Source organism: Streptomyces sp. NBC_00259 (genome assembly GCF_036181745.1).
In the GTDB taxonomy this organism is placed as follows: domain Bacteria; phylum Actinomycetota; class Actinomycetes; order Streptomycetales; family Streptomycetaceae; genus Streptomyces; species Streptomyces pratisoli.
Genome location: NZ_CP108080.1, coordinates 7,035,011 through 7,057,860, shown reverse-complemented (window position 1 = coordinate 7,057,860; position 22,850 = coordinate 7,035,011). Strand labels below are relative to the sequence as shown.

22 protein-coding genes and 1 riboswitch are annotated in these 22,850 nt (G+C 72.3%); of the genes, 13 read left to right on the top strand and 9 right to left on the bottom strand.

Annotation, left to right across the window (positions count from 1 at the left end; all coding sequences use genetic code 11):
• Nucleotides 1-250: 250 nt before the first annotated feature.
• Entirely contained in the window at nucleotides 251-802 is a 552-nt protein-coding gene (locus OG766_RS31660; RefSeq protein WP_266385856.1) for a histidine phosphatase family protein, read from the top strand.
• 87 nt (nucleotides 803-889) lie between these two features.
• Here OG766_RS31660 and OG766_RS31655 read toward each other — a convergent pair whose 3' ends face one another.
• A complete protein-coding gene (locus OG766_RS31655; protein ID WP_328726894.1) occupies nucleotides 890-2,092 on the bottom strand; it encodes an MBL fold metallo-hydrolase in 1,203 nt (400 codons plus the stop codon).
• Between the two features lie 229 nt (nucleotides 2,093-2,321).
• Here OG766_RS31655 and OG766_RS31650 point away from each other — a divergent pair, with 229 nt between their 5' ends.
• From OG766_RS31650 to OG766_RS31625, 6 genes are all read left to right on the top strand, one after another.
• On the top strand, nucleotides 2,322-2,930 hold the full coding sequence (locus OG766_RS31650) for a carboxymuconolactone decarboxylase family protein (protein ID WP_266385862.1): 609 nt from the start codon (nucleotides 2,322-2,324) through the stop codon (nucleotides 2,928-2,930).
• A gap of 65 nt (nucleotides 2,931-2,995) precedes the next feature.
• Complete coding sequence (locus OG766_RS31645; RefSeq protein ID WP_328726893.1) at nucleotides 2,996-4,183, top strand: glutamate dehydrogenase; 1,188 nt, start codon at nucleotides 2,996-2,998, stop codon at nucleotides 4,181-4,183.
• Between the two features lie 112 nt (nucleotides 4,184-4,295).
• Nucleotides 4,296-5,468, top strand: coding sequence for an amidase (locus tag OG766_RS31640; RefSeq protein ID WP_328726891.1), 1,173 nt, complete (start codon nucleotides 4,296-4,298; stop codon nucleotides 5,466-5,468).
• 106 nt (nucleotides 5,469-5,574) lie between these two features.
• Nucleotides 5,575-6,816, top strand: coding sequence for a GDSL-type esterase/lipase family protein (locus OG766_RS31635; protein WP_328726890.1), 1,242 nt, complete (start codon nucleotides 5,575-5,577; stop codon nucleotides 6,814-6,816).
• A 43-nt stretch (nucleotides 6,817-6,859) separates the two neighbouring features.
• Nucleotides 6,860-7,480 carry a TetR/AcrR family transcriptional regulator gene (locus OG766_RS31630; RefSeq protein ID WP_266385873.1) on the top strand — a complete coding sequence of 207 codons (621 nt, stop codon included), beginning with the start codon at nucleotides 6,860-6,862 and terminating at the stop codon, nucleotides 7,478-7,480.
• A 28-nt stretch (nucleotides 7,481-7,508) separates the two neighbouring features.
• A complete protein-coding gene (locus OG766_RS31625; protein WP_266385875.1) occupies nucleotides 7,509-8,429 on the top strand; it encodes a carbohydrate kinase family protein in 921 nt (306 codons plus the stop codon).
• Here OG766_RS31625 and OG766_RS31620 read toward each other — a convergent pair.
• From OG766_RS31620 to OG766_RS31610, 3 genes are all read right to left on the bottom strand, one after another.
• A complete protein-coding gene (locus tag OG766_RS31620; protein WP_266385877.1) occupies nucleotides 8,420-9,460 on the bottom strand; it encodes a DUF6745 domain-containing protein in 1,041 nt (346 codons plus the stop codon). The genes OG766_RS31625 and OG766_RS31620 overlap by 10 nt on opposite strands.
• Before the next feature lie 167 nt (nucleotides 9,461-9,627).
• Nucleotides 9,628-9,954 (bottom strand): hypothetical protein, encoded by a 327-nt coding sequence (locus tag OG766_RS31615; protein WP_266385880.1) that lies wholly within the window; start codon nucleotides 9,952-9,954, stop codon nucleotides 9,628-9,630.
• Nucleotides 9,955-10,061: 107 nt separating this feature from the next.
• Nucleotides 10,062-10,754 (bottom strand): class I SAM-dependent methyltransferase, encoded by a 693-nt coding sequence (locus tag OG766_RS31610; RefSeq protein ID WP_266385882.1) that lies wholly within the window; start codon nucleotides 10,752-10,754, stop codon nucleotides 10,062-10,064.
• A 151-nt stretch (nucleotides 10,755-10,905) separates the two neighbouring features.
• Here OG766_RS31610 and OG766_RS31605 point away from each other — a divergent pair, with 151 nt between their 5' ends.
• The 5 genes from OG766_RS31605 to OG766_RS31585 are packed head-to-tail and all read left to right on the top strand — an operon-like array spanning nucleotide 10,906 to nucleotide 16,213.
• Entirely contained in the window at nucleotides 10,906-11,859 is a 954-nt protein-coding gene (locus tag OG766_RS31605) for an STM4015 family protein (RefSeq protein ID WP_328726889.1), read from the top strand.
• Entirely contained in the window at nucleotides 11,856-13,016 is a 1,161-nt protein-coding gene (locus OG766_RS31600; RefSeq protein ID WP_266385887.1) for an STM4014 family protein, read from the top strand. Before OG766_RS31605 ends, OG766_RS31600 begins: the two co-directional genes overlap by 4 nt.
• A 50-nt stretch (nucleotides 13,017-13,066) precedes the next feature.
• Complete coding sequence (locus OG766_RS31595) at nucleotides 13,067-13,891, top strand: STM4013/SEN3800 family hydrolase (RefSeq protein WP_266388670.1); 825 nt, start codon at nucleotides 13,067-13,069, stop codon at nucleotides 13,889-13,891.
• Nucleotides 13,892-13,902: 11 nt separating this feature from the next.
• Nucleotides 13,903-15,357 carry an STM4012 family radical SAM protein gene (locus OG766_RS31590; RefSeq protein ID WP_328727555.1) on the top strand — a complete coding sequence of 485 codons (1,455 nt, stop codon included), beginning with the start codon at nucleotides 13,903-13,905 and terminating at the stop codon, nucleotides 15,355-15,357.
• A 7-nt stretch (nucleotides 15,358-15,364) separates the two neighbouring features.
• A complete protein-coding gene (locus tag OG766_RS31585) occupies nucleotides 15,365-16,213 on the top strand; it encodes an STM4011 family radical SAM protein (protein WP_266385892.1) in 849 nt (282 codons plus the stop codon).
• Between the two features lie 23 nt (nucleotides 16,214-16,236).
• Here the strand turns inward: OG766_RS31585 and OG766_RS31580 are convergent, their stop codons facing one another.
• From OG766_RS31580 to OG766_RS31570, 3 genes are all read right to left on the bottom strand, one after another.
• Complete coding sequence (locus OG766_RS31580; RefSeq protein ID WP_328726886.1) at nucleotides 16,237-17,028, bottom strand: SGNH/GDSL hydrolase family protein; 792 nt, start codon at nucleotides 17,026-17,028, stop codon at nucleotides 16,237-16,239.
• Nucleotides 17,029-17,229: 201 nt separating this feature from the next.
• Nucleotides 17,230-18,243: a M23 family metallopeptidase gene (locus OG766_RS31575; RefSeq protein ID WP_328726884.1), complete on the bottom strand. Its 1,014-nt coding sequence runs from the start codon at nucleotides 18,241-18,243 to the stop codon at nucleotides 17,230-17,232.
• 4 nt (nucleotides 18,244-18,247) lie between these two features.
• A riboswitch (cyclic di-AMP (ydaO/yuaA leader) is annotated at nucleotides 18,248-18,401 on the bottom strand.
• Between the two features lie 530 nt (nucleotides 18,402-18,931).
• Entirely contained in the window at nucleotides 18,932-21,028 is a 2,097-nt protein-coding gene (locus OG766_RS31570) for an alpha-galactosidase (RefSeq protein ID WP_266385900.1), read from the bottom strand.
• Between the two features lie 172 nt (nucleotides 21,029-21,200).
• Here OG766_RS31570 and OG766_RS31565 point away from each other — a divergent pair, with 172 nt between their 5' ends.
• Entirely contained in the window at nucleotides 21,201-22,016 is an 816-nt protein-coding gene (locus OG766_RS31565; protein WP_328726882.1) for a tyrosine-protein phosphatase, read from the top strand.
• Nucleotides 22,017-22,039: 23 nt separating this feature from the next.
• On the opposite strand, the gene OG766_RS31560 is transcribed toward OG766_RS31565, so the two are convergent.
• On the bottom strand, nucleotides 22,040-22,174 hold the full coding sequence (locus OG766_RS31560; protein WP_266385907.1) for a DUF6126 family protein: 135 nt from the start codon (nucleotides 22,172-22,174) through the stop codon (nucleotides 22,040-22,042).
• A gap of 12 nt (nucleotides 22,175-22,186) precedes the next feature.
• Nucleotides 22,187-22,804, bottom strand: a complete 618-nt coding sequence (locus OG766_RS31555) for a helix-turn-helix domain-containing protein (protein ID WP_266385910.1) — start codon at nucleotides 22,802-22,804, stop codon at nucleotides 22,187-22,189.
• Nucleotides 22,805-22,850 lie beyond the last annotated feature (46 nt).

Sequence of the window (22,850 nt, the reverse complement as noted above, 5' to 3'; positions counted from 1 at the left end):
CAGCAGGCGGCCACGGGACGCGCGATCGACGCGAGCGCCGCGGGAAACCTCCGAGGCGGCGGGGCCGCGCCAGCCAGTCCGCGGGGGAGGTCCGGACATCTGCCGGATGGTTTGGCCCGGCGGCCTTCCCGATCCTGAGTGAGTGACCTGCGACGTACGACCGGCTGTGCCGACCGGACGACCGATTCCGGCATTCGGGGAACTCACACCCTCAGACGCGCCCTGCGGGGCCGGCGGGGAGGTCAACGACATGATGGTCCGCCTGACATTCCTGTGTACGACCACCGGGGACACCCCCAGGGACACGGTCCTCGGCGACAGTCCTGCGACCGAGCGCGCCCTGCGTGCCGCCAGGGCGGCAGGAGCGGCACTCCCTCCCCGCGCGCCCGCCGTCCGGGCCCCTTCCATCCGCTGCTCGGAGACCGCCGACGCCCTCGGCCTGGGTTCGAGGCCGGAGCCGGCGCTGCGCGACTGCGACTACGGCAAGTGGTGCGGCCTCACCGTCGAAGAAGTCGCCGCCACCGACCCTCACGGACTGTCCGACTGGCTCACGGACCCGGATGCCACGCCCCATGGAGGGGAGTCGGTGCGCGAGTTCTGCCGCCGGGTCGCCCGATGGCTGGGCAGCGTGCCTCCGGGAAACGGCCACACATGGGTCGTCACCGAACCCGCCGTCGTCCGGGCCTCGCTCGTCCACGCCCTGGCCGCACCGGCACGGGCCTTCTGGCACTACGACGTTCCGGCGCTGTCCGCCGTCACCCTCACGTCACGGGGCGGCCGTTGGGACGTCCGGTTCGACTGAACCCGGCGATCCGGGGCCGGTGCCGAACGCACGCCACGAACACGCCCGGTCAGCGGTCGCCCGCGAGGTCGAGGCCGCTGCTCCGGGTCAGCGATCGCCCGCGAGGTCGAGACCGCTGCTCCGGGGATCGGCAGGCGCCTCCAGGGTCGTGGGCCGGCGCCACGGGTGCTGGATGGGGTGGGACACAGCCCGCCACCAGGGATCGGTCGGGACGTTCCCGGCCGGCTCGAAGGGCTGGCCCGGCAGGGGGAACGCCGCGGTCTGACCGGCCTCCTCGGCGGCGTCCTTCGTCCACTCCCCCGGCTCGGCCCAGGGATGAAGGGCGAGATTGAACGTGCCCCAGTGGATCGGCATCATCACCCCGTGCGGCCTGCCTCCCTGCAGGTCGAGATGGGCGTCCATGCCCTCGGCCGGGGTCATGTGGATGTCCGGCCAGTACTGGCTGTACGCGCCGATCTGGATCATCGTCGCGTCGAAGGGGCCGTGCTCCGCGCCGATCTCCTTGAAGCCGGGGAAGTACCCCGTGTCGCCGCTGTGGTAGACCCGGTGGCCCGAAGGGCCCTCGACGACCCAGGACGCCCAGAGCGTGTGCTGCTGGTTGCGCAGGCCGCGGCCGCAGAAGTGCCGGGCCGGGGTGGCCGTCAGCCGCAGCCCGTCCAGCTGCGTCGACTCGTTCCAGTCCAGCTCGCGCAGCCGGCCCTCGGAGACGCCCCAGCGCTCCAGGTGCGCCCCGACGCCCAGCGGCACCACGAACTGCGTGTCCGTGGAGGCCAGCGCCTGGATCGTGGGCAGATCCAGGTGGTCGTAGTGGTCGTGGGAGATCACGACGACATCGACCGGGCCGAGCGAGGCGAGCGGGAGCGGCACGGGGTGCAGCCGCTTGGGCCCGGCGAAGGGGAAGGGCGAGCAGCGCTGCCCCCACACCGGGTCGAGGAGCACCCGGCGGCCGTCGATCTCGGCGAGCACGCTGGAGTGACCCATCCAGGTGAGCCGCAGCCCGGACGCCGGGGCCTTGGCGAGGTCGGCGAGGGTCGCGGCGTGCAGCGGCACGGGCGCGACGGGGCCGCGGTGTCTGCGTGCCTCTTTCTGGAAGTAGATCTTCGCGAATTCGAGCGTGGAGCCGGACGGCCGGGTCCTGGCCCCGAGCGGGTTCTGGAACACCCCGTCGGCGAAGTTCGGAGAGCGGCGGATCCGCTCCATGCGTTCCCCCACGGGATCGGCGCCGAAAGCGGCGGGCCGCAGCGATCGCAGCCGGGAGCGCAGCGGATGCGGGGAAGCAGCGCCGGTCACGGCACCTCCTGTGATCTTCGGGTTGTTCCATTATGTGCGCGAGTATGCGCCCCGCCGGGCCCACGGGCCCGGGGTCGCGACAACCCCCACGGCAGTCGCAACGTACAAGGGCGAAGAAAAATGCCGGGGCGGGCCCCGGATGTCACATCCGTACCGGGCCCGTCCGTCGTACGGGTGTCGCCGCACAACGGCACGACACCGCGACACCCCGACGACCGAGGAGCCCCTGATGGCCCGCATCTCCCTGACCCCGCCCCGTACGCTCTTCCACCGCGCCATGGAGTGGTACTCGACGCGGACGTACGGAAAGGTCCTCGACCCCGCGAAGGCCCTCGGCCACAATCCGAAGGTCCTGCGCGCCGACCTCCGTTTCGAGCTGGCCGTCGCGAAGTGGAACCGGCTGGACGCCGACCTCAAGGGGCTGGCCGTGATGGCGTCGGCGGCTTCCATCGGCTGCAGCTGGTGCATGGACTTCGGCCACTGGGAGAACCAGCGGCGTGGCATGGACGTACGGAAGGTGCGTGACGTGCCCGTGTGGCGGCGGAGCACGGTGTACACCCCGCTGGAGCGGGACGTCATGGAGTACGCGGAGGCGATGACCGCGAATCCGCCGGAGGTGACGGACGAGCTGGCCGAGCGGCTGGTCACGGCGCTGGGTGAGGCGGCGTACGTCGAGCTCACCGCGATGGTGGCGGTGGAGAACCTGCGGTCGCGGATGAATTCCGCGCTGGGGCTCACCAGCCAGGGCTTCAAGGACCTGTGCGAGCTGCCGCAGCGGCCGGCCGGCGCAGCCGCCGACGCGGATACCGGTTCCGGTGCCCCCGGCGAGCGGCGTTGACATGGTTGCGACCCCCTCCGGATACTGACCGACGGTTCAGTTCGAAGCCGTATCCGGAGGCCCTGATGTCCCACCCCAGCCCGCTGGTCTCGCTCACCTGGACGGATCACGTCACCGGGCGCCAGGGCCATCTCGTGGTCGACCGGCTCGTCCGTGGGGTGTGCAGCGGCGGGCTGCGGATGCGCGAGGGCTGCACGCTCGACGAGGTGGCCGGGCTGGCGCGGGGCATGTCCATGAAGGAGGCGCTGCACTACAACCCGGAGGGCCGGTACGTCCCGCTCGGCGGGGCGAAGGGCGGAATCGACTGCGACCCGCGCGACCCGGAGGCCTACGGCGTCCTGGTCCGCTATCTGCGCGCGATGCGGCCGTACGTCGAGCACATGTGGACCACCGGGGAGGACCTCGGGCTCACCCAGGACCTCGTCGACAGGGCCGCCGCCGAGGCAGGGCTCGTCTCGTCCGTGCAGGCCGTGTACCCGCTGCTCGACGACGAGACGGCGGCACGCGAGAGGCTCGCCGACGCGTTCGCCGTCGAGGTCGACGGCATCGGCCTCGACGAGCTGGTCGGCGGCTGCGGGGTCGCCGAGTCGGTGCTCGCCGCGCTGGACCGCGCGGGTGTGCGGCACGAGGGGACCCGGGTCGCCGTGCAGGGCCTCGGCACGATGGGCGGGGCGACGGCGCGCTTCCTGTCCCGGGCGGGGCTCAGGATCGTCGCCGTGGCCGACATCAAGGGGACGATCGCCCACCCGGAGGGCCTGGACGTGGAGGCCCTGCTCGCCGCGCGGGACGCCTTCGGGACGGTGGACCGTGCGGCGCTGCGGCCCGGCGACCTCGAACTTTCCGGTGACGCCTGGCTGTCCGCCGACGTGGAGGTGCTGGTACCGGCCGCTGTCTCCTATGCCGTCGACCTCGCCAACCAGGCCCTGATCCGGGCGCGTTGGATCGTCGAGGCGGCCAACATGCCGGTCCTCCCGGAGGCGGAGGAGCTGCTCCGGGCGCGCGGGATCACCGTACTGCCGGACGTCGTCGTGAACTCCGGCACGAACGCCTGGTGGTGGTGGACCCTCTTCGGCGACATCGGCGCGGACGCGGACGAGGCGTTCGCGTACACACGCCGGTCCATGCGCGCCCTGGTCGACCGGATGCTCACGCGTGCGGAGGCGGACGGCACCACCCCCCGCGCCGCCGCCCACGCGATCGTCGCCGACCGGCTTCCGGAGATCGCGGACCGCTTCGGGTGGTACGCCCCCTGACGCCTGCGGGCAGGCCTGCTCAGCCTGCCCACCCGCACGTCCCGGCTGCCCACCCGCACGTCCCGGGGATGCTTCGATGAGCGGGCTGTCCTCGCAGACAAGGAGGCCCACGATGAAGTCGGCGGACATGGACACGACGGTGTGGCGGGAGCGCGGTGAGCCCCTGGTCGCCGGCTCCGGCCGCGGGCCGCTGCGCGGGCTGCGGCTGGCGGTGAAGGACGTGTACGCCGTCGCCGGGCACCCGACCGGCGCCGGCAACCCGGCATGGCTGGCCGAGGCCGAACCGCAGCCCGCCCACTCCTGGGCGGTGGCGGCCCTGCTGGACGCCGGGGCCGAGGTGACCGGGATCGCCCGGACCGACGAGTTCGCCTACAGCCTCAACGGTACGAACGCGCACTACGGCACCCCTCCCAACCCGGCCGCGCCCGGCCGGGTGCCCGGCGGCTCCTCCAGCGGTCCCGCCGCCGCGGTGGCGCTCGGCGAGGCCGACGCCGGTCTCGGGAGCGACACGGCCGGTTCGATCCGGGTGCCCTCCTCGTACTGCGGGCTGTACGGGCTGCGGCCGTCCCATGGCGCCGTACCCGTCACCGGGATGCTGCCGCTGGCGCCGTCGTTCGACACCGTCGCCTGGCTCGCGCGGGACGCGGGAACCCTGGCGCGTGTGGGCGACGTCCTCCTGCCGGCCGGCGCGGAGGCCGGCGCTCCGTTCCGTACGGCGCTGGTGGTCGCGGACCTCCTCGCACTCGCCGATCCGGGGGTACGTGAGGCCTTCCCCGCGGCGGCCGCGGAACTCGCGGAGCGGGCCGGACTGCACCTCGCACACGTACCGACCCTGGGCGCCGATCCGACGGACCTGGCCCAGGCGTTCGCGATCGCCCAGGCGGCCGAGGCCTGGGAGTGCGACGGCGACTGGCTGAGTGCCCATCCCGGTGTGCTGGGGCCGGGGATCGGCGCCCGCTTCGCCCGCGCCTCGGAGGTCACCGCCGAGCGCCGGGCAACCGCCGAGGTGGCGGTCCACCGGGCGGGCCGCACCCTGCGGGCGGCCCTCCGCGAGGACACGGTGCTGCTGCTGCCCGCGGCGGGCGGCCCCGCTCCGCTCATCGACGAGTCCCCCGAGCGCAAGTCCGCGCTCCGGGACGCCACTTTCCGCCTCACGTGCCCGGCGAGCAGCGCGGGCCTCCCGTGTCTGGTGCTGCCGCGGATGTCGGTGGACGGACTCCCCGTCGGCCTTGCGGTGGTCGGTGGCCATGGGGCGGACCGACGCCTGCTGGAGCTCGCCGGCTGATCGCGGGCGGACGACGGCGCACCGGGCGAGGAGAGACCGGGACACCGGGCGGAAGGAGAGCGGAAAACCATGTGTGGATCAGGTATCCCGTTGGCAGGCTGAGTTCATGAACGCACGGCACGACCCCACCGCCGGCCCTTCTGGACCGTCCCGCCCTTCCGGACCGTCCCGGGGAACGGAGCGGTTCGCCACGCCCGTCACCGAGGACCTCCTGCTCGGCGCGCTCGAAGTGGAACGCACCGAGCACGGGTTGCTGCCGCACCGGCTGCCCGCCACGGCCCGCGCCCAGTGCTCCGACGGGCAGCTGGCGATGGCCGAGGCACAGCCGTCCGGCGTACGGCTGGTGTTCCGTACCGAGGCCACCGTCGTCGAGCTGGACACCCTCCGTACCAAGACGGCTTATCGAGGTGCGCCGCCCCGCCCTGACGGCGTGTACGACCTGCTCGTCGACGGCCGTCTGACCGCCCGGGCCGGCACGACCGGCGGGAACGTCCTGATGGTGGACATGGCCGACGGGTCCGTGGAGACCCGGCCCGGCCCGGTCGGCACCGTGCGCTTTCCCCCGCTGCCCGAGGGTGTGAAGGACATCGAGATCTGGCTGCCGCACAACGAGATCACCCAGCTGGTCGCCCTGCGCACCGACGCCCCCGTCGAGCCGGTGCGGGAGCGGGGCCGCAGGGTGTGGCTGCACCACGGCAGTTCGATCAGTCACGGCTCCGACGCCGAGAGTCCCACCACGACCTGGCCGGCGCTGGCCGCGTCCCACGGCGCCGTGGAACTGATCAACCTCGGCCTGGGCGGCAGCGCCCTGCTCGACCCCTTCACCGCCCGCGCCCTGCGTGACACCCCCGCGGACCTGATCAGCATCAAGATCGGCATCAATCTGGTCAACACCGACCTGATGCGCCTGCGCGCCTTCACCCCGGCGGTGCACGGCTTCCTCGACACCGTCCGCGAGGGACACCCCACCACACCACTGCTGGTCGTCTCGCCCCTTTACTGCCCCATCCACGAGGACACCCCGGGCCCCACCGAACCGGACTTCAGCATGCTCCAGGAGGGACGGCTCCGGTTCCGGGCCGCGGGCGATCCCGCGGAGCGGGCCGGCGGGAAGCTGACGCTCAACGTCATCCGGGACGAACTGGCGCGTGTCGTGAAGCAGCGCGCGGCCGACGACCCGAACCTCCACCACCTCGACGGGCGCGCCCTCTACGGCGAGGCGGACTTCGCCGAACTGCCGCTGCCCGACCAGCTCCACCCGGACGCCGCGACCCATCGCCGCATCGGCGAACGCTTCGCCGCCGCGGCCTTCGGCTCCGCCGGACCGTTCGCCGCCGGGCATTCCTGAGACGCCGCTCCACGCCATGGTCACCACGGCATAGGGTGGCGCCGTGGCGAGAGTCCGGTTGAGCGTGGCGGAGCGGCAGGAAGAGCTGCTGCGGGCCGCCGTGGAGCAGATCGAGGCCCGTGGTGTGGCCGCCCTGCGGATCGCCGACGTCGCCTCGGCCCTCGGGGTGAGCAACGCGCTGGTGCTGTACCACTTCTCGACGAAGGAGAAGCTCGTCGCGGCCGCCTTCACCTATGCCGCGGAGGGTGACCTGGCCCATCTGCGCAAGCTCCTCGGGCGCCGGACGTCGGCGGTACGGCGGCTGCGGGCCGCGGTCCGCTGGTACGCACCGACCGGGCAGGCCAAGGGATGGCGGCTGTGGATCGAGGGCTGGGCCGCGGCGTTGCGGGAACCCGCGCTGCGCGATGTGTCCCGCGATCTGGACCGGCAGTGGAAGGCGGAGCTGACCGCGGTCATCGCGGAGGGTGCGGCGGCGGGCGAATTCCCCTGCGCGGACCCGGCCTCGGCGGCCTGGCGGCTGACGGCTCTGCTGGACGGTCTGGCCGTGCAGATGACGTCGTACGCGGGCTCGCTCAGCCGCTCCGCCATGCTGGAGTGGGCGGAGGAGGCGCTCGCCCGTGAACTGGGGCTCGACCGCGAGGCGCTGACCCGGCAGAGTGCGTAGCCACCGAAGGCGCGCAGAAGGGAAGACGGTGTCGGCGCAGCAGCTTACGGATCGGCCGGACCTCGACGTATTGGTGATCGGTGGCAGCGGGGTCGACACGGTGGTCCGTGTCGGATCGCTGCCGGTCCCGCCGGCGGATTCGGTCGGGGTACCGCCGATAGTGGAGTGGCCCGGCCAGACGGGCGGCAATGTGGCCCTCGGCTGCCGGGCCCTCGGACTCGGCGTGACCTTCCTGGACTTCATCGGTGACGACCGGCCGGGCGAACAGGTCCGTGAGCGGCTGGCCGACGGGGGTGTGGACTTCGAGCATCTGGTCTCCCCTTCCGGCACGCGGCGTGCGGTGAACCTCGTGGACGCGACGGGCCGCAGGATGTCGTTCTACGACCCCCGCGACTCCGGTGATCTGCGGATGCCGCGCGACTTCTACCTCCCCCATCTCCGGCGGGCCCGCCATGTGCATCTGTCGATCATGGACTTCGCCCGGTTCCTGTACGACGACATCGCGGAGCTCGGGGTGACCGTGTCGACCGATCTCCACGACTGGGACGGAGTGGACGACTACCACAGGGAGTTCGCGCTGCGCTCCGACGTGGTCTTCCTGAGCGCGGCGGGTGCCGGTGGGCGGATCGCGTCGGTGATGCGGGAGATCCTGCGGGAGGGCCGGGCCGAGGCGGTCATCGCGACGGCCGGGGCCGGCGGCTCGTATCTGATGACGCGCGACGGCGGCCGGACCCCGCGTCCCATACCGGCGACGGTGCCGCCCACACCGGTGGTGGACTCCAACGGCGCGGGCGACGCGTATGTCTGCGGCTTCCTCTACGGGCGGCTGGGGGGACGCCACATCGAGGACTGCGCGAGGCTGGGCGCGGTCGCGGGGGCCTACGCCTGTACGGGCGTCGGCAGTTCGGCGCTGATCGGTCCCGCGGAACTGGCGGCGGCTCAGGTCTGACGCAGCGGGGCGTAGGCCCCGGCGTCCAGGCCGAAGGTCCAGGCGACGCCCTCCTTCGCGGTGCCGGTGGTGGGCGGCACCCGCAGCCAGTACGTCTTGTGCGTACCGTCCGGCTCCGGCGTGGAGTTGACGACCTCGACCATCGTGACGTCCTCGTCGTCGTCCAGCGCGATGCGCCACAGCACGCCGGTCTCGTCGCGGTGGACGGGCCGCGCGTCCGATTCGGACAGGTAGCGGTCGTAGCCGTAGAACTCGAGCATGACGCGCCGCAGTTCCGCGTTCTCCTCGGCGCGTATGCGCTCCGGGGTCAGGGTGGCCAGTCCGGCGAGGAACGCGGCGGGAACGGGCATTCCACGCCAGGCGTGCAGCTCGAAGCCGTCGGAGAACGCCAGTGCCGGGCCGTCACCGCGGTCCAGCCGGCCGGCTTCGTCGCGGTGCAGTTCCACCGGGCGCTCGCAGATCACCACGGCCTTCTCGAAGGGCCACCACCATCCCGCGTGCTCCGCCACCCGGGCCAGGCCCGTGAGCCGGTCGCCGCGGCCTTCGAAGGCGGCGAGCCAGGCCGCGTCGTGCTGGCCCAGCACCGCGTCCAGCAGCACCAGCCGGACGGCCTTCCGCTCGGCGTCCGCCGCCGCTTCGGCGTCTCCCGGGGCGAGCGCCGCCGCCTCGTCGGCGCAGGAGTCGGCCACTCCGGCCCGTATCCGCTCGGCGAGGGCGCGCGTGGACTCCCACAGCAGCGCGCCGCTGCTCCCCCACAGTTCGGTCCAGCCCGCGGGGCCGAGTGCGTCGTGCACCCGGCGGCGCTCCTCGGCCCAGGGCAGCGTCCTGACCTCCTCACGCACCGAGCGGCCCGCGTCCTCCAGGGATCGCACCGCCGTCGCCCCGGCCCTGGGCGACGCTGCCCACACGAACCGCTCGGGCTCGGCGAGCCCGGCGGTGCGGTAGGCCAGCCGGACGCCTTCCTCCGCGGCCGCCCGGTCGGCCTGCCCGGTCGCCGCCGCCACGGCCCGCCACTTGTCCACGTACTGCATCGAAGCCCCGTCCCCTGATTCCCTGTCATCTGCTGTCAGTCGGCTGCCGCCGGTTGCCTGTTGCCGGTTGCCTGATGCGCGCCGGCGGCTGCGTATGCGGATGTGTCTGCGTCTGCGTCCGATCTCCCGATCGCCGCGGCCCGTGCCGCCCGACCGGGCCGACGCCCTCAGTCCGCGACGATCCGCACCGCGCCCGGGATGTACTCCCGCTGGCGCACCACCCGGTACCAGCCCTTGGGCAGCGGTATCGGCGCATGCTCCTCGTGCACCACACGCCCGCCCTCGGGAAGGTGGAGGAACATCGGTCCGGCCGAGCCCGGTTCGCGGAAGAGCCGGCCGGGACCCGTCAGCGCATGGGCGTGACCCGTGACCTCGCCCAGCGCGAGCACGAGGCGCCCGCGGCCGTCCCTCGGCTCCCCCGGCGCGCCCTCGGTGTGCGCCGGGACGGCGTCCTCCGCGACGGGCACGATCAGCACATCTCCCTGCCGGTACATGGCTCTCCCCTCGGCATCCGGCGCCGAGTGCGCCGGACCTGGAACCGAAGTTAGAGGCAGGGTCTGACAATGACGGGGAGTCGGCTCGACCGGAGGCGGCCGAGAGGTCAGCTCGTGACCGGCAGCGCCCGGACCCAGGTGCGGTCCTCGGTGAGGAACGTGTCGACGGCGAGCCCCGCCTGTGTCAGTGCGGACTCGAACGCCTCGTCGCTCAGCGGGCAGGACAGGAACGTCTGCGTCCAGCGGGCGTCGGGAAACACGTACTCGACATGGACGGAACGGACCCCCGGTCCGGCCGGCTCGGACGAGACCACCCGCACGAGGCCTCCGGGGACCGACCGCTCCTGCGGCAGATTCTCGTGCCGCCCCTGCGCTTCCCGCTGGATCAGGACGCACCCGTCGTCCTCGACATGCCGCCGGCACGTCTCCAGCAGCCGCCGGCGCACCTGCGGACCGGCCGCGTGGACGAGGAAGGACGCCAGCAGCACGACGTCGAAGCGACTGCCGAGATCCAGTGACTCGATGGAACTGCACACGGTCCGTGCGCCGGTGACCCTTTCCAGCATCTGGGGTGATTCGTCGACGGCCGTCACCGAGAACCCGCGCCGCACCAGCGGATGCGTGATGCGGCCGGTTCCCGAGCCCAGCTCCAGGACGGCCGCCCCGGCGGGCACGGCGCCCTCGATGACATCGGGTTCGTCGAGCACCGGAAGACGCTCGTACACCTCGACGGCACACCCGTCGGGCGTGATCGCTCCCGGTCCCGTGCCGCTGTATCCCCGCCGTGCTGCCCGGTCCATGTCCTCATCGGAACACAGCCGCGTTCACGGGAGAAGAGCGCCCGGCCGGGCCCGGACTTCGCACGCCCCCGCGGCAGACGTTGTCAGTGCCGCTTGGTACAACTTCTCGCACATCAGCCGATCCACGCCGTCCGCTGTCTGGAGCATCGTCATGACCATTGGGGACCACCTGCAGGAGCTGCACGGCCTGCCCGCGTTCGACTTCCCCGGCGCCGACGCGAAGGCGGACGGGCTGCCGGACGCCGCGTCCGTCGCCTGGCGGGTCGGCGTCGACTCGTACGAGAGCGAGGAGGAGTGGGAGGAGGCCTTCGCCCGCTTCACCGCCGCTGTCGACCCCACGCAGGTCCGGGCGCTGATCGTCGGCTCCTGGAGCGACGCGTACGACAGCGGTCCGAGCGAGGTCTTCTCCGCGCTGCTCGCCGCGCGCGAGCGGCTGCCGCGGCTGCGCGCCCTGTTCGTCGGTGACATCACCTTCGAGGAGTGTGAGATCTCCTGGATCCACCAGGGCGATGTCACCCCGCTGTTGGGCGGCTTCCCCGACCTGCTGGAGTTCGGTGTACGCGGAGGCCAGGACCTGGTCTTCGACGCCGTGCGCCACGAGAGCCTGCGGACGCTCCGGGTCGAGACAGGTGGTCTGCCCGTCCAGGTGGTGCGGGGCATCGCGGCGAGCGAACTGCCCGCGCTGGAGCACCTGGACCTCTGGCTCGGCACGTCCTGGTACGGCGCCGACGCCGAGATCGCCGATCTGGAGCCGTTCCTCGCCGGCACCCGGCTGCCCCGCCTGCGCCGGCTCGCCCTGCGCAACAGTGAGATCCAGGACGAGATCGCCGCGGCGCTCGCCGCCGCCCCGGTCGTCGAGCGCCTCGACACCCTGGACCTGTCGATGGGCACCCTCGGCGACCGGGGCGCCGCGGCCCTGCTCGAAGGCCAGCCGCTCACCCACCTCAAGAAGCTCGACCTGCATCACCACTTCATCAGCGAGGCGATGGCCGAGCGCATACGCCGGTCCCTGGAACCGGCCGGAGTCGCCGTCGACCTCGACGACGAGCAGAAGCCCTGGGACGACGACGAGGACGGCGGCCGTTTCACCGCGGTGGCCGAGTGAGACCGGCCGCACCACCGCGCTTCGCGGTCGTCGGCATCCCGGACAACCGCCGGGTGGCGTTCTTCCGGCGGGCCGTGCGCGCCGCGGGGTTGCCCGAGGCGCGTGTCGTCCCCTGGCTGGACGTTCTGCACGGCAGGGCCCGGTTCCTGCCGGGCGAGATCGTACGGATCGACTCCCCCGGTGAGGACCCGGAGGTGGACCTGCTGCTGCGCGGCGCAGACGACCCGGCCAGGGTCGAGGGCACCGGCCGCTGGTACGCCCGCTTCACACAGGCCGTCCGGGCCGTGGCGCAGGCCGTGGAGGCGGCGGGCGGCACGCTGCTCGACGATCCGGCCGACGTCGCCGTGCTGTTCGACAAGCGGCTGTGCCACGAGCGGCTCGAGTCGGCCGGGGTGGCGGTGCCGCCGTCGCCCACCTCGGGGGCCGCGGCTCCTGTCGTGCGGGGCTGGGACGACGTGCGTGCGGTGCTCGGCCTGCCGTGCTTCCACCGTGTGTTCGTGAAGCTCGCCCATGGTTCCTCCGCCTCGGGTGTCCTCGCGGTGGAGGTCGCCGGCGGTGGCCGGATCCGGGCGACCACCTCGGTCGAACGGACGCCGGACGGGCGGCTGTTCAACTCGCTCCGGCTCCGCCGCTACACGGGGGAGTCCGAGATCGCCGCGATCGTGGACACGCTCGCGCCCGACGGTCTGCACATCGAGCGCTGGCTGCCCAAGGCCCTCCAGCACGGCAGGGCCGCCGATCTGCGCGTCGTGGTCGTCGCCGGCCGGGCGACCCACGCGGTCGTACGGACCAGTCGCTCGCCGCTCACCAATCTGCATCTGGGCGGCCTGCGGGGCGATCTGGCCGAGGCCGGGACGGCCGTTCGGGCCGCGGGCCGCAGCTGGCGCGACGACGTGCTGGGCCTGGCCGAGAGGGCGGCCGCCCTCTTCCCGGAGACCTTGTGCGTCGGCGTCGATCTGCTGCCGGCCACCGGCTGGCGCAGGTTCGCCGTCGGCGAGGTCAACGCGTTCGGCGATCTGCTGCCCGGACTCACGGGGCTGCCCGGCAGCGGCGCCGAGGGCCTCGACACGTATGCGGCCCAGGTCGCCGCCGCCCTTCCACCGCACCACGAGGAACAGCCATGCACCACTCAGCCGCTCACGGCCGGTCCGGCATGACCACCACGCACGGGCCGGACGTCCCCGCCGGGACGAGCACGACGGTCGACATGTCGTCCGTCGTCGGCACGGACGATCTGCTGCTCGTCACGCTCGACACCCTCCGCTTCGACGTCGCGGAGGAGCTCGCGGCGGCCGGCCGCATCCCGAATCTGGCGCGCCATCTGCCCGGCGGCGTCTGGGAGCGGCGGCACGCCCCGGGCAGCTTCACCTACGCCTCGCACCAGGCGATCTTCGCCGGCTTCCTGCCGACACCGGCCGCCCCCGGTCCCCATCCACGACTGTTCGCCGCGCGCTTCGCGGGAAGTGAGACGACCGCCGAGGGCACGTTCGTGTACGACACACCCGACCTGGTCTCCGGACTCGCGCAGGCCGGGTACCGGACGGTGTGCGTCGGGGGCGTCGGGTTCTTCAACCGGCAGGGCCCGCTGGGCTCCGTGCTGCCCGGGCTGTTCCAGGACAGCCACTGGGAGCCGGAGTTCGGCGTGGTCTCCCCCACCTCCTTCGAGTCCCAGGTCGACCGGGCCGAGAAGGTGGTCGCCTCGCTCCCGCACGACCAGCGGCTGTTCCTGTTCGTCAATGTGTCCGCGCTGCACCAGCCCAACTGGTTCCATCTGCCCGGCGCGACCCGCGAGAGCGGCGACACGCGCGAGACCCATGCCGCCGCGCTGGAGTACGTCGACCGGCACATCGGCCGGCTCTTCGCCGCCGCGAGCAGCCGGCGTCGCTGCTTCGCCATCGTCTGTTCCGACCACGGCACGGCGTACGGCGACGGCGGCTACACCGGACACCGGCTCGGCCACGAGGTCGTCTGGACCGTTCCGTACGCGCAGTTCTTCCTGCCCGGCCCCGGCCCGGCGGAGGGCGCCCGATGAACGCGAGCACGATGACGAACACGAGCACGAGCACGAGCACGAGCACGAGCACCGACACGAACGTGATCCGCCCGTACCAGAGTTACGTCTACGCCTATCCGCACAAGACGTCCTACCGCCCACTGCCGGACCGGCCCGTGCTGCGCGAGCTGTGGAGACCCGAGCCCAAGGACGCGCTCTCCCTCTACCTCCACATCCCGTTCTGCGAGGTCCGCTGCGGCTTCTGCAACCTCTTCACGCGGATCGGCGCCCCGGACGAACTGACCACGCGCTATCTCGACGCGCTGGAGCGACAGGCCCTGGCCGTCCGTGACGCCCTCGGCGACGCGGGCAGGGACAAGGTCACGGACAGCATCGCGGGCACGGGCAAGGGCACGAGCACCGGCCCGGTCCGCTTCGCCGCCGCCGCGTTCGGCGGCGGCACACCGACCTTCCTCACCGCCGGGGAGCTGGAGCGGCTCTGCGACATCGCGGAGCGGCGAATGGGCGCCGACCTGCGCGCGGTGCCGTTCTCGGTGGAGACCTCACCGGCCACCGCGACCGCCGACCGGCTCGCCGTGCTCGCCGAGCGCGGGACGACCCGGCTGAGCATCGGCGTCCAGAGCTTCGTCGACGACGAGGCGAGGGCCGCCGTCCGCCCGCAGCGGCGCGCCGATGTCGAGGCCGCGCTCTCCCGCATCCGGGACACAGCGATCCCCGTCCTCAACATCGACCTGATCTACGGCATCGACGGCCAGACGGAGGCGACCTGGCGCCGTTCGCTCGACGCGGCGCTCGCCTGGCGGCCCGAGGAGCTGTATCTCTACCCCCTCTATGTGCGGCCGTTGACCGGGCTCGGCCGCCTCGACGGCACGGGTACGGAGCCGGGGACCGGCACGGACCTCGACACCGTCTGGGACGAGCAGCGGCTGCGTCTGTACCGGTACGGCCGTGAGCACCTGCTGGCGAACGGGTACGAGCAGGTGTCGATGCGCATGTTCCGCCGCACCGGCGGTCCGGACGCGGCACTCGGCGGCCCGGACGACCACGCCTGCCAGACCGACGGCATGATCGGCCTCGGCTGCGGGGCGCGTTCGTACACGTCGGGGCTGCACTACTCCTTCGACTACGCCGTCGACATGCGCCGGATACGCACGATCATCGACGACTACACGGCCACGGAGGACTTCACGCGTGCCGAGGTCGGCCGGCGGATCGACACCGACGAGGCGCGGCGCCGCCATCTGCTCCAGTCGCTGTTGCAGGCGCGAGGTATGGAGGTGGCCGAGTACCGGACGCGGTTCGGCACCGCTCCGGCGGACGACTTCCCGGCCGAGCTGGCCGCCTTCGCCGATCGCGGCTGGCTGGAGGAGAACGGCGGACTGCTGCGCCTCACTCCGGAGGGGCTGGCGTACTCCGACGCCCTGGGTCCCGCGCTGTTCTCGCCCGCCGTACGGGCCGCGATGGCCGCGTACGAGGCGAAGTGAGACGCGCATGGACCTGACCGTGCTGTACCGGGGGCCGCTGGCCTCCTGCGACTACGACTGCCCCTACTGCCCGTTCGCCAAGCGCCGTGACAGCCGGGAGCAGCTGCGGGCCGACCGTGACGCGCTGGAGCGGTTCGCGGGCTGGGCGGCGGCGCGGCAGCCGGAGGACCGGCTGTCGGTGCTCTTCACGCCCTGGGGCGAGGGCCTGGTGCGCTCCTGGTACCGGCGCACGCTGGCCGAGCTGTCCCGGCTGCCGCACATCCGCCGCGTGGCCATCCAGACGAATCTGAGCTGCCGTACGGACTGGCTGGCGGAGGCCGATCCGGACACCCTCGCGCTGTGGTGCACGTACCACCCGGGGCAGACGCCGTACGACCGCTTCCTCGGCAAGTGCCGTGAACTGTCGGCGCGCGGCATCAGGTTCAGTGTCGGGATCGTCGGCTTCGAGGAGCATCTGGAGGCCGCCCGCCGGCTGCGGGCCGATCTCCCGGAGCACGTCTATCTGTGGGTCAACGCGGCGGAGGGGCGTGACTACACGGACGAGGAGGCCGCCCGCTGGACGGCCCTCGACCCCCTCTTCCCGTACAGCCGCCATCCGCACCGCTCGGCCGGTCTGCCGTGCCGTACGGGCGAGTCGGTGATCTCGGTCGACGGTGACGGGACGGTGCGGCGCTGCCACTTCGTCCCGGCCGAGCTGGGCAATCTCTACGACGGCTCGTACAGGGCGGCGCTGCGACCGCGCGCCTGCCCGCTCGCGGTGTGCGACTGCCACATCGGCTATGTCCATCTGGAGTCGCTGCCGCTGTACGACGTGTTCGCGGGCGGGGTCCTGGAGAGGATCCCCGCCTCCGCGTAGAGACGTGCCCGCAGCGAAGGAACTCAGAGCGGAAGCAGGTCCGGGCGCTTGGGCTCCACATGGTCGCCGGACGATTCGCCCCGGAGCCGACGGCCGATCCACGGCACGAGGTACTCGCGCGCCCATTGGATGTCGTCGCGGCGGACTTCGAGCGTGCCGCGCGGCGGCAGCGGCGGCCACGGCTGGTCCGGGTCCGCGGGCACGTCCACGCCGAGCACCTGGGCGGCGCGCAGTGCCACACGCGTGTGGCCCTCGGCCGAGAGATGCAGCCGGTCGTCGTCCCAGGCACGTCTGTCCTGGACGGACTTGAGCGACCAGAGGTCGAGGACGGGGCAGTCGTAGCGGTCGGCGATGGCGCGGACGTGCGCGGTGTACGTGGCGATCTTGCCGCGCAGATGGCGCAGGACGGGCACGTCGCGGGTGTCGAACCCGGTCGTCACCATGACGGTGCCGACGGAGGTGGCGAGTTCGGCGACCGCCCGTTCGAAGCGCTCCGCGACGTCGTCGGGGTCGGTGCCGGGCCGGATGATGTCGTTGCCGCCCGCGCAGAACGTCACCAGGTCGGGGGCGAGTTCCTTCGCGCGCGGGACCTGTTCCTCGACGATCTGGTCCAGGAGCCTGCCGCGTACGGCGAGATTGGCGTAGCGGAAGGTGTGTTCCGGTACGCGGTCGTCCAGCAGGACCGCGAGGCGGTCCGCCCATCCGACGAACTGTCCGCCGGGTCCCGCGTCTCCGACCCCCTCGGTGAAGCTGTCACCGATCGCCGCGTACGACCCGAATGAGCCCTTTGTTCTTGATCGCGAATCGTCTGCCACGTCGAGCCATCTTTCCCGGTGAGAAGTGACCTACGCCACCGTAGGGAGGGGTTGACGGGGCGTGATATAGACCACCAGGTCAGTTTTCGGCAAAGCGGGAATAGGCGGAGACCCGCGAAAACGCGGGCGTCCGCCGGCCCCTGCGCGGGGCCGACGGACGGAGTCGCGCGGCGTCAGGTTCGGGACGCCGTGTCAGGTGCGTCAGATCGAGACACCGTGCTGGCGCAGGTAGGCCAGCGGGTCGATGTCCGAGCCGTAGCTCGGGCTCGTCCGGATCTCGAAGTGCAGGTGCGGGCCGGAGGAGTTGCCGGTGGAGCCGGACAGCCCGATCTGCTGGCCGCCGGTGACACCGTCGCCGGACGCGACGGAGAGCTGCGAGAGATGGGCGTACTGCGAGTACGTTCCGTCGCCGTGCTTGATGACGACCTCGTTGCCGTACGCACCGCTCCAGCCGGCCGAGACGACGGTGCCCGGGCCGACCGACTTCACGGACGTCCCCGTGGAGGCGACGAAGTCGACACCGGTGTGGTAGCCGCTGGACCACATGGCACCGGCGGTCTTGTACGCGGTGCCGATGCCACTGGTGACCGGGGCGAAGAAGCCCGAGGGCGCGGGGGCCTGGGCAGCGGCCGGAGCGGCCGCGGCACCGGCGGCGCGGTCGGCGGTGCGGGAGGCACGCTCGACGGAAGCGGACGACTTCTCGGCCTTCACGGCCTTCTGGGCCTTCTCCGCCTTCTCGGCCTTGGCGGCGGCCTTGTCGGCGGGCGCCTTCTTGGCCGGGGCCGCGGCCTTCCGCTCGGGCTTCGGCTGGGCCTTCGCCTCACCCTGGGCCGTCGCCTTGCCGCCGAGGACGAGCTTCAGACCCGGGTGGATCAGCGAGGGGTCCGTACCGACGGCGGCGCGGTTGTCGGCGTACAGCTTCTTCCAGCCGCCGCTGACGTTGTGCTCATCGGCGATCTTGGAGAGGTAGTCACCGGCCACGACCGTGTACGGCTTCGGCGCCTTGGGAGCCTGCGGCGCCTGCGGGGTGACGGCCTTGTGAGCGACCGAGGCGACCCGCTCGGGGGCTGCGACGGGCGCGGACTTCTCGGCGGCGTGCGCACCGGCGGCACCCATGAGCGGGAGTGCGATGGCGGCCCCGCCCGTTCCTGCGGCGACGAATCCGCGCGTGAACGGGCTGGTCCTCGGACGGCGATGCTTACCCTTACCGGGCATGGCGAATTCCTCTCCGCCGCCTGCGAGGTGAGCTGTCGGGTTCGGGCTGGAGCTGCCCGGCCGCGCGACTCGCGCGACTTCACCCCAAGCCGTCCGGGGCTCCGGACGGCGTACTACCTGGGTCCCCCGCTCCTGCCACACGTGGGTGGGTGCGATATTCCGGACGGCGGCAGGATTGGGCGTTCCGACCGGATTGCGGTGACCGTAAGCGAGCCGGGTCGAAGTGAACAAGCCGTCTATTCCCCCCGGGAATCCCCCTACCGGATATCAGCGCACATTTCCCGGTCACGCTGCGTGGATTACGGATCTTCGATTTCCCAGGGGACAAGGGGGTCCGGCCGCGGTGCACCACCACAGAACGTCACGGATATGATCCCGCTCACGGGCGGATCCCCATCCCCTATTCAACCGGGGCGCGTTATACAAAAACGCCCAATCCGGACACATCGCTCATTAGCGACGGAATGCATCCAATGGCGCGAGTGGCCGCGAAAAGGCGAGCCCTTTCCGTGTGCGGAACCAATTCCGAACAACAGGTGAATTCAGCAATTCGACCGCCGCTCCCCGGAACTCGCCACGGCGCAGGCCGAGTTGCCCTCGAACCCGGTCGAGGACCTCCGCCCGGCGTCCCGCCAGGCCCGGCGCCACCGTCAGACGGCCCGGCGTTCCGCCGGGCCCGGCGCGATGGTCAGGCCCGGCGGCGCAGGCGGAGGACCATCGCGTCGAGGTCACCCCTCAGGCCGGTGGAGAAGCCGTGATGGAGGAGGACGGCGCCCCGGTGGAGGCGGCCGGTGTCCAGGCACTCGTACTCCGCCGACGGGTCGAGCCCGCGCAGCCGGAGCCGCGGCGGAAGCTCTCCGTGGTGCTGGGACTGCAGCCAGGCCAGTACGACGGCCTCGTCCCCGCGCAGATACTGCACCGCGCTCAGCCCGCCCGCCGGCGGCCGCAGCCGGTACAGCTCGCCGTGCTGGACGACCGGTCTGATCTTCTTGTAGAGCTCCACCCAGTCACGCGCCTCGGTCAGCTCGTCCTCGCTCCATGCGGTGAGGTCGCCGCCGATGCCGAGCACCCCGGCCATGGCGCTCACGAACCGGAAGCGCAGGGTGCTGACCCTTCCGTTGAGCTGGACGTTCGGGCTGTCCGTGACCCATGCGGCCATCACTCTCGCCGGGTGCAGCTGCCCGAAGCCGTGCTGGATGGCGAGCCGGTCCAGCGGGTCGGTGTTGTCGGAGGTCCACACCTGGTCGGTGCGGGAGAGGATCCCCAGGTCGATCCGGCCCCCGCCGCCCGAGCAGCTCTCGAAGGCGACCTCGGGGTGCGCGGCCCGCAGCCGGTCCAGCAGGGCGTAGAGCGCGTGGACGTGCTCGACCCACAGCTTCTGCGGGTACGGCTCCCCGGGCCAGCCCGCGTCCGTGAAGCAGCGGTTGAAGTCCCACTTCACATAGTCGACGGGCGTCGAGGACAGCAGCGTGTCCAGCCGCTCCCAGAGGTACTCCTGGACGTCCCCGCGGGCGAGGTTCAGCACCAGCTGATGACGGAACTCGGTCCGGGTCCGCCCCCGGTGGTGCTGCACCCAGTCCGGGTGCGCCCGGTACAGATCGCTGTCGGCGTTCACCATCTCCGGCTCGACCCAGATCCCGAACGCCATTCCCCGCGCGTGCACCTCGTCGGCGAGCGGCTTCAGCCCCCGGGGGAAGCGGTCGGGATTCGGTGTCCAGTCCCCGAGCCCGGCCCGGTCGCTCGTCCGCCGCCCGAACCACGCGTCGTCCACGACGAAGAGCTCCACCCCCATCCGGGCGGCCCGGGCCGCCAGCGCGCGCTGCTGCTCCTCGGAGATGTCGAAGCCGGTCGCCTCCCAGGAGTTGTAGAGGACCGGGCGCGAGTCCCCGGCCCCGGGAAGGACGTGGGCGAGCTGCCAGGCATGCCAGGACCGGCTCGCGCCGCCGAATCCCCCCTCGCTCCACAGCCCGGCGAACACGGGTGAGACGTACGACTCACCGGGTGCGAGCCGCAGCAGTCCGGAGTCGTCGTGGCCGGCGCCGCCGCTGATCTGCACCTGGCCGTCGGGCAGCTGGTGCACGGCGATGCGCCAGGATCCCGACCAGCCGAGGGCGCAGCCGTACACCTCCCCGGACTCCTCCGTGGCCGTGCCGTCGTCGACGGCGACCCACGGCAGGTGCTGATGCCCGGTGTGACCCCGGCGCGAGCCGATCAGCGTCTCCCCGTACGTGAGCTCGGTCCGTACGAGCCGGGACTCGGCGGCCCATCGGCCGTGCAGCTGGGAGAGCCGGCGGCGCTCGCGCGGCGGCAGCGTCCAGACGGCCGCGTCGGCGCGCAGCAGCTCCAGTGCGGGCCCCTCCCCGACGTGGGTCACCGTGACCCAGCGCTCGATCACATCGGAGTCGTCCCGCATCCGGTAGTGCAGCGTCAGCGCGAGGCCGTGCACGGGGTCGGCGAACCCCAGCCGCAGCTCGTCACCGTCCTCGACGCCGCCGGCGGTGAAGCGCCATTCGGTGCCACGGATCTGAGGGGTACGGACGGACAGCGCGGGCCGGACGAATCGGGGGCCGCCCTCGACGGGATACTCCTCGTGCCCGTCGAGCGGCGACTCGAAGCCCCGTTCGGGCGGAAGCGGGTCGGCGGCGAGCGCCTCGGCGTCGGCCGGGCCGATCCGCGGTCCCCAGTGCAGATGCAGCAGCTCGTCCCGGTCGGTGACGAGCAGCGCATAGCTGCTCGTCAGCCCGGACAGAACCCAGATGCGACCGTCACCAACCGTCTCGATCATCCAGACCCCTCAAATTCGCACACGTCCGCACATCATCGGGCGCAATTCATCAGCAGGGCAACGGCCTTGCGGCCATGGGCCGAAATACTTGCCTGAGGAATCGATGTCGTAGGGTCAGCACCGCGCCCCTTTGTCGGCGAGCAGCGCCGACCGCAGACACGGAGGAGCCCCCGTGACGCAGCAGCTGCCCCAGACCCCGCCGACCGAGCCCGAGCTGTCCGGGGTTCGCAACTTCCGGGACGTGGGCGGACTGCCGACCGTCGACGGGCACCGGACGCGCTACGGACGGCTCTTCCGCAGCGGCCATCTCGCGCACGCGACCGGCAGCGACGCCGCCTTCCTCGGCTCGCTCGGGCTCCACACGGTCTTCGACTTCCGCAATGCGGCGGACCACAGGCTGGAGGGCCCCGACGTCGAGCTGCCGGGGGTGCGCAACGTGAACATCCCGCTGTCCGACCCGGCTGACGGCGCCGAGTTCTGGCGGATGGTCCGCGACGGTGATCTCGACCAGCTGAAGACGATCCTCGCCGACGGCAAGGCCGCCGGCCGGATGACCGCCTCCTACCGCACGATCATCAAGGAGCGCACCGCCGAGCACAGCCGCGTGCTGCACGCGCTGGCGCAGGACAGCGTGCCGGCGCTGATGCACTGTGCGGCGGGCAAGGACCGGGCGGGCCTGTCGATCGCGATCTCGCTGCTGGCCGTGGGTGTCGAGCGTGAGGCGATCGAGGCCGACTACCTCAAGTCGAACGACCCGCACCGGCGCTACAAGGTGCGCCGCAGCGACACCTCACCGGCCGGGATGTCGCCGGAGGTGATGGAGCTGCTCAGCCCGCTGTTCGACGCCCGGGCCGAGTATCTGGCGGCGGCGTTCGCGACCATGGACGAGGTCTGGGGCGGTACCGAGCGCTACCTCTCCGAGGGACTGAAGCTCGCACCCGAGACGCGTGAGCGGCTGCGTGAGCGGCTGCTCGACGGCTCGGTCTGAGGCCCGCCCGGTGTCGGTCCGGGTCACTCGCCGCCGACGGTGAACAGCAGATAGAGGAAGGCCGCGAACAGATGGCCCGCCACGAGGTAGGCGAAGAGTCGGACGACCAGTCCGACCGGGAACTTCGTCTCCTGGTTCGATGAGGTCTTCTCGGACATGACGCGTCTCCTCTAGGCGTGCGGGTGGGCATGCGGGTCGGGGCTCTGCAGCAGCGTGTGGACGAAGAGCAGCTCGGCCCCCTCATGGGTGGCGGCGGCGATGCGGTGCGGGGTGAGGGAGTCGAAGTGGGCGCTGTCCCCCGGCTCCAGCTCGTGGACGGTGTCGCCGAGGCCGAGCCGCAGCCGCCCTTCGAGTACGTGGAGCCACTCCTCGCCCGGATGGACCCGCACCAGATCGCCCTGGGCGCCGTACGGGACGTGCACCCGCAGGGCCTGCATGGCCCGCCCGCGGCCCCCGGCCTGCCGGTACGTCCAGCCGTCGGCCTCCGCGGGTCCCATCCGGCCGCCGCGGATGATCGCGTCACGCTCCGGCGCCTGCTCGCCGAGAAGCTCCGAGACCGTCGTACCGTAGGTACGGGCGAGGGTGAGGAGCATCGGCAGCGACGGCTGCCGGTTGCCCGTCTCCAGCCGGGAGAGATGGGCGGGCGAGAGGCCCGCCCGCTGGGCGGCGGCCTCCAGCGTGAGACCGCGACGGCGGCGCAGCGCGCGCAGCCGGGGTGCGACGTCCGGCAGATCGTCCGCCGCCTCGCCGGCGGACGGGCCGGGAGGCTGTCCTGAGGGATGGCTCATACCCCCATTGGGCCAGGAGTTTTCCTCCGAGGCAAACTTATTGCCC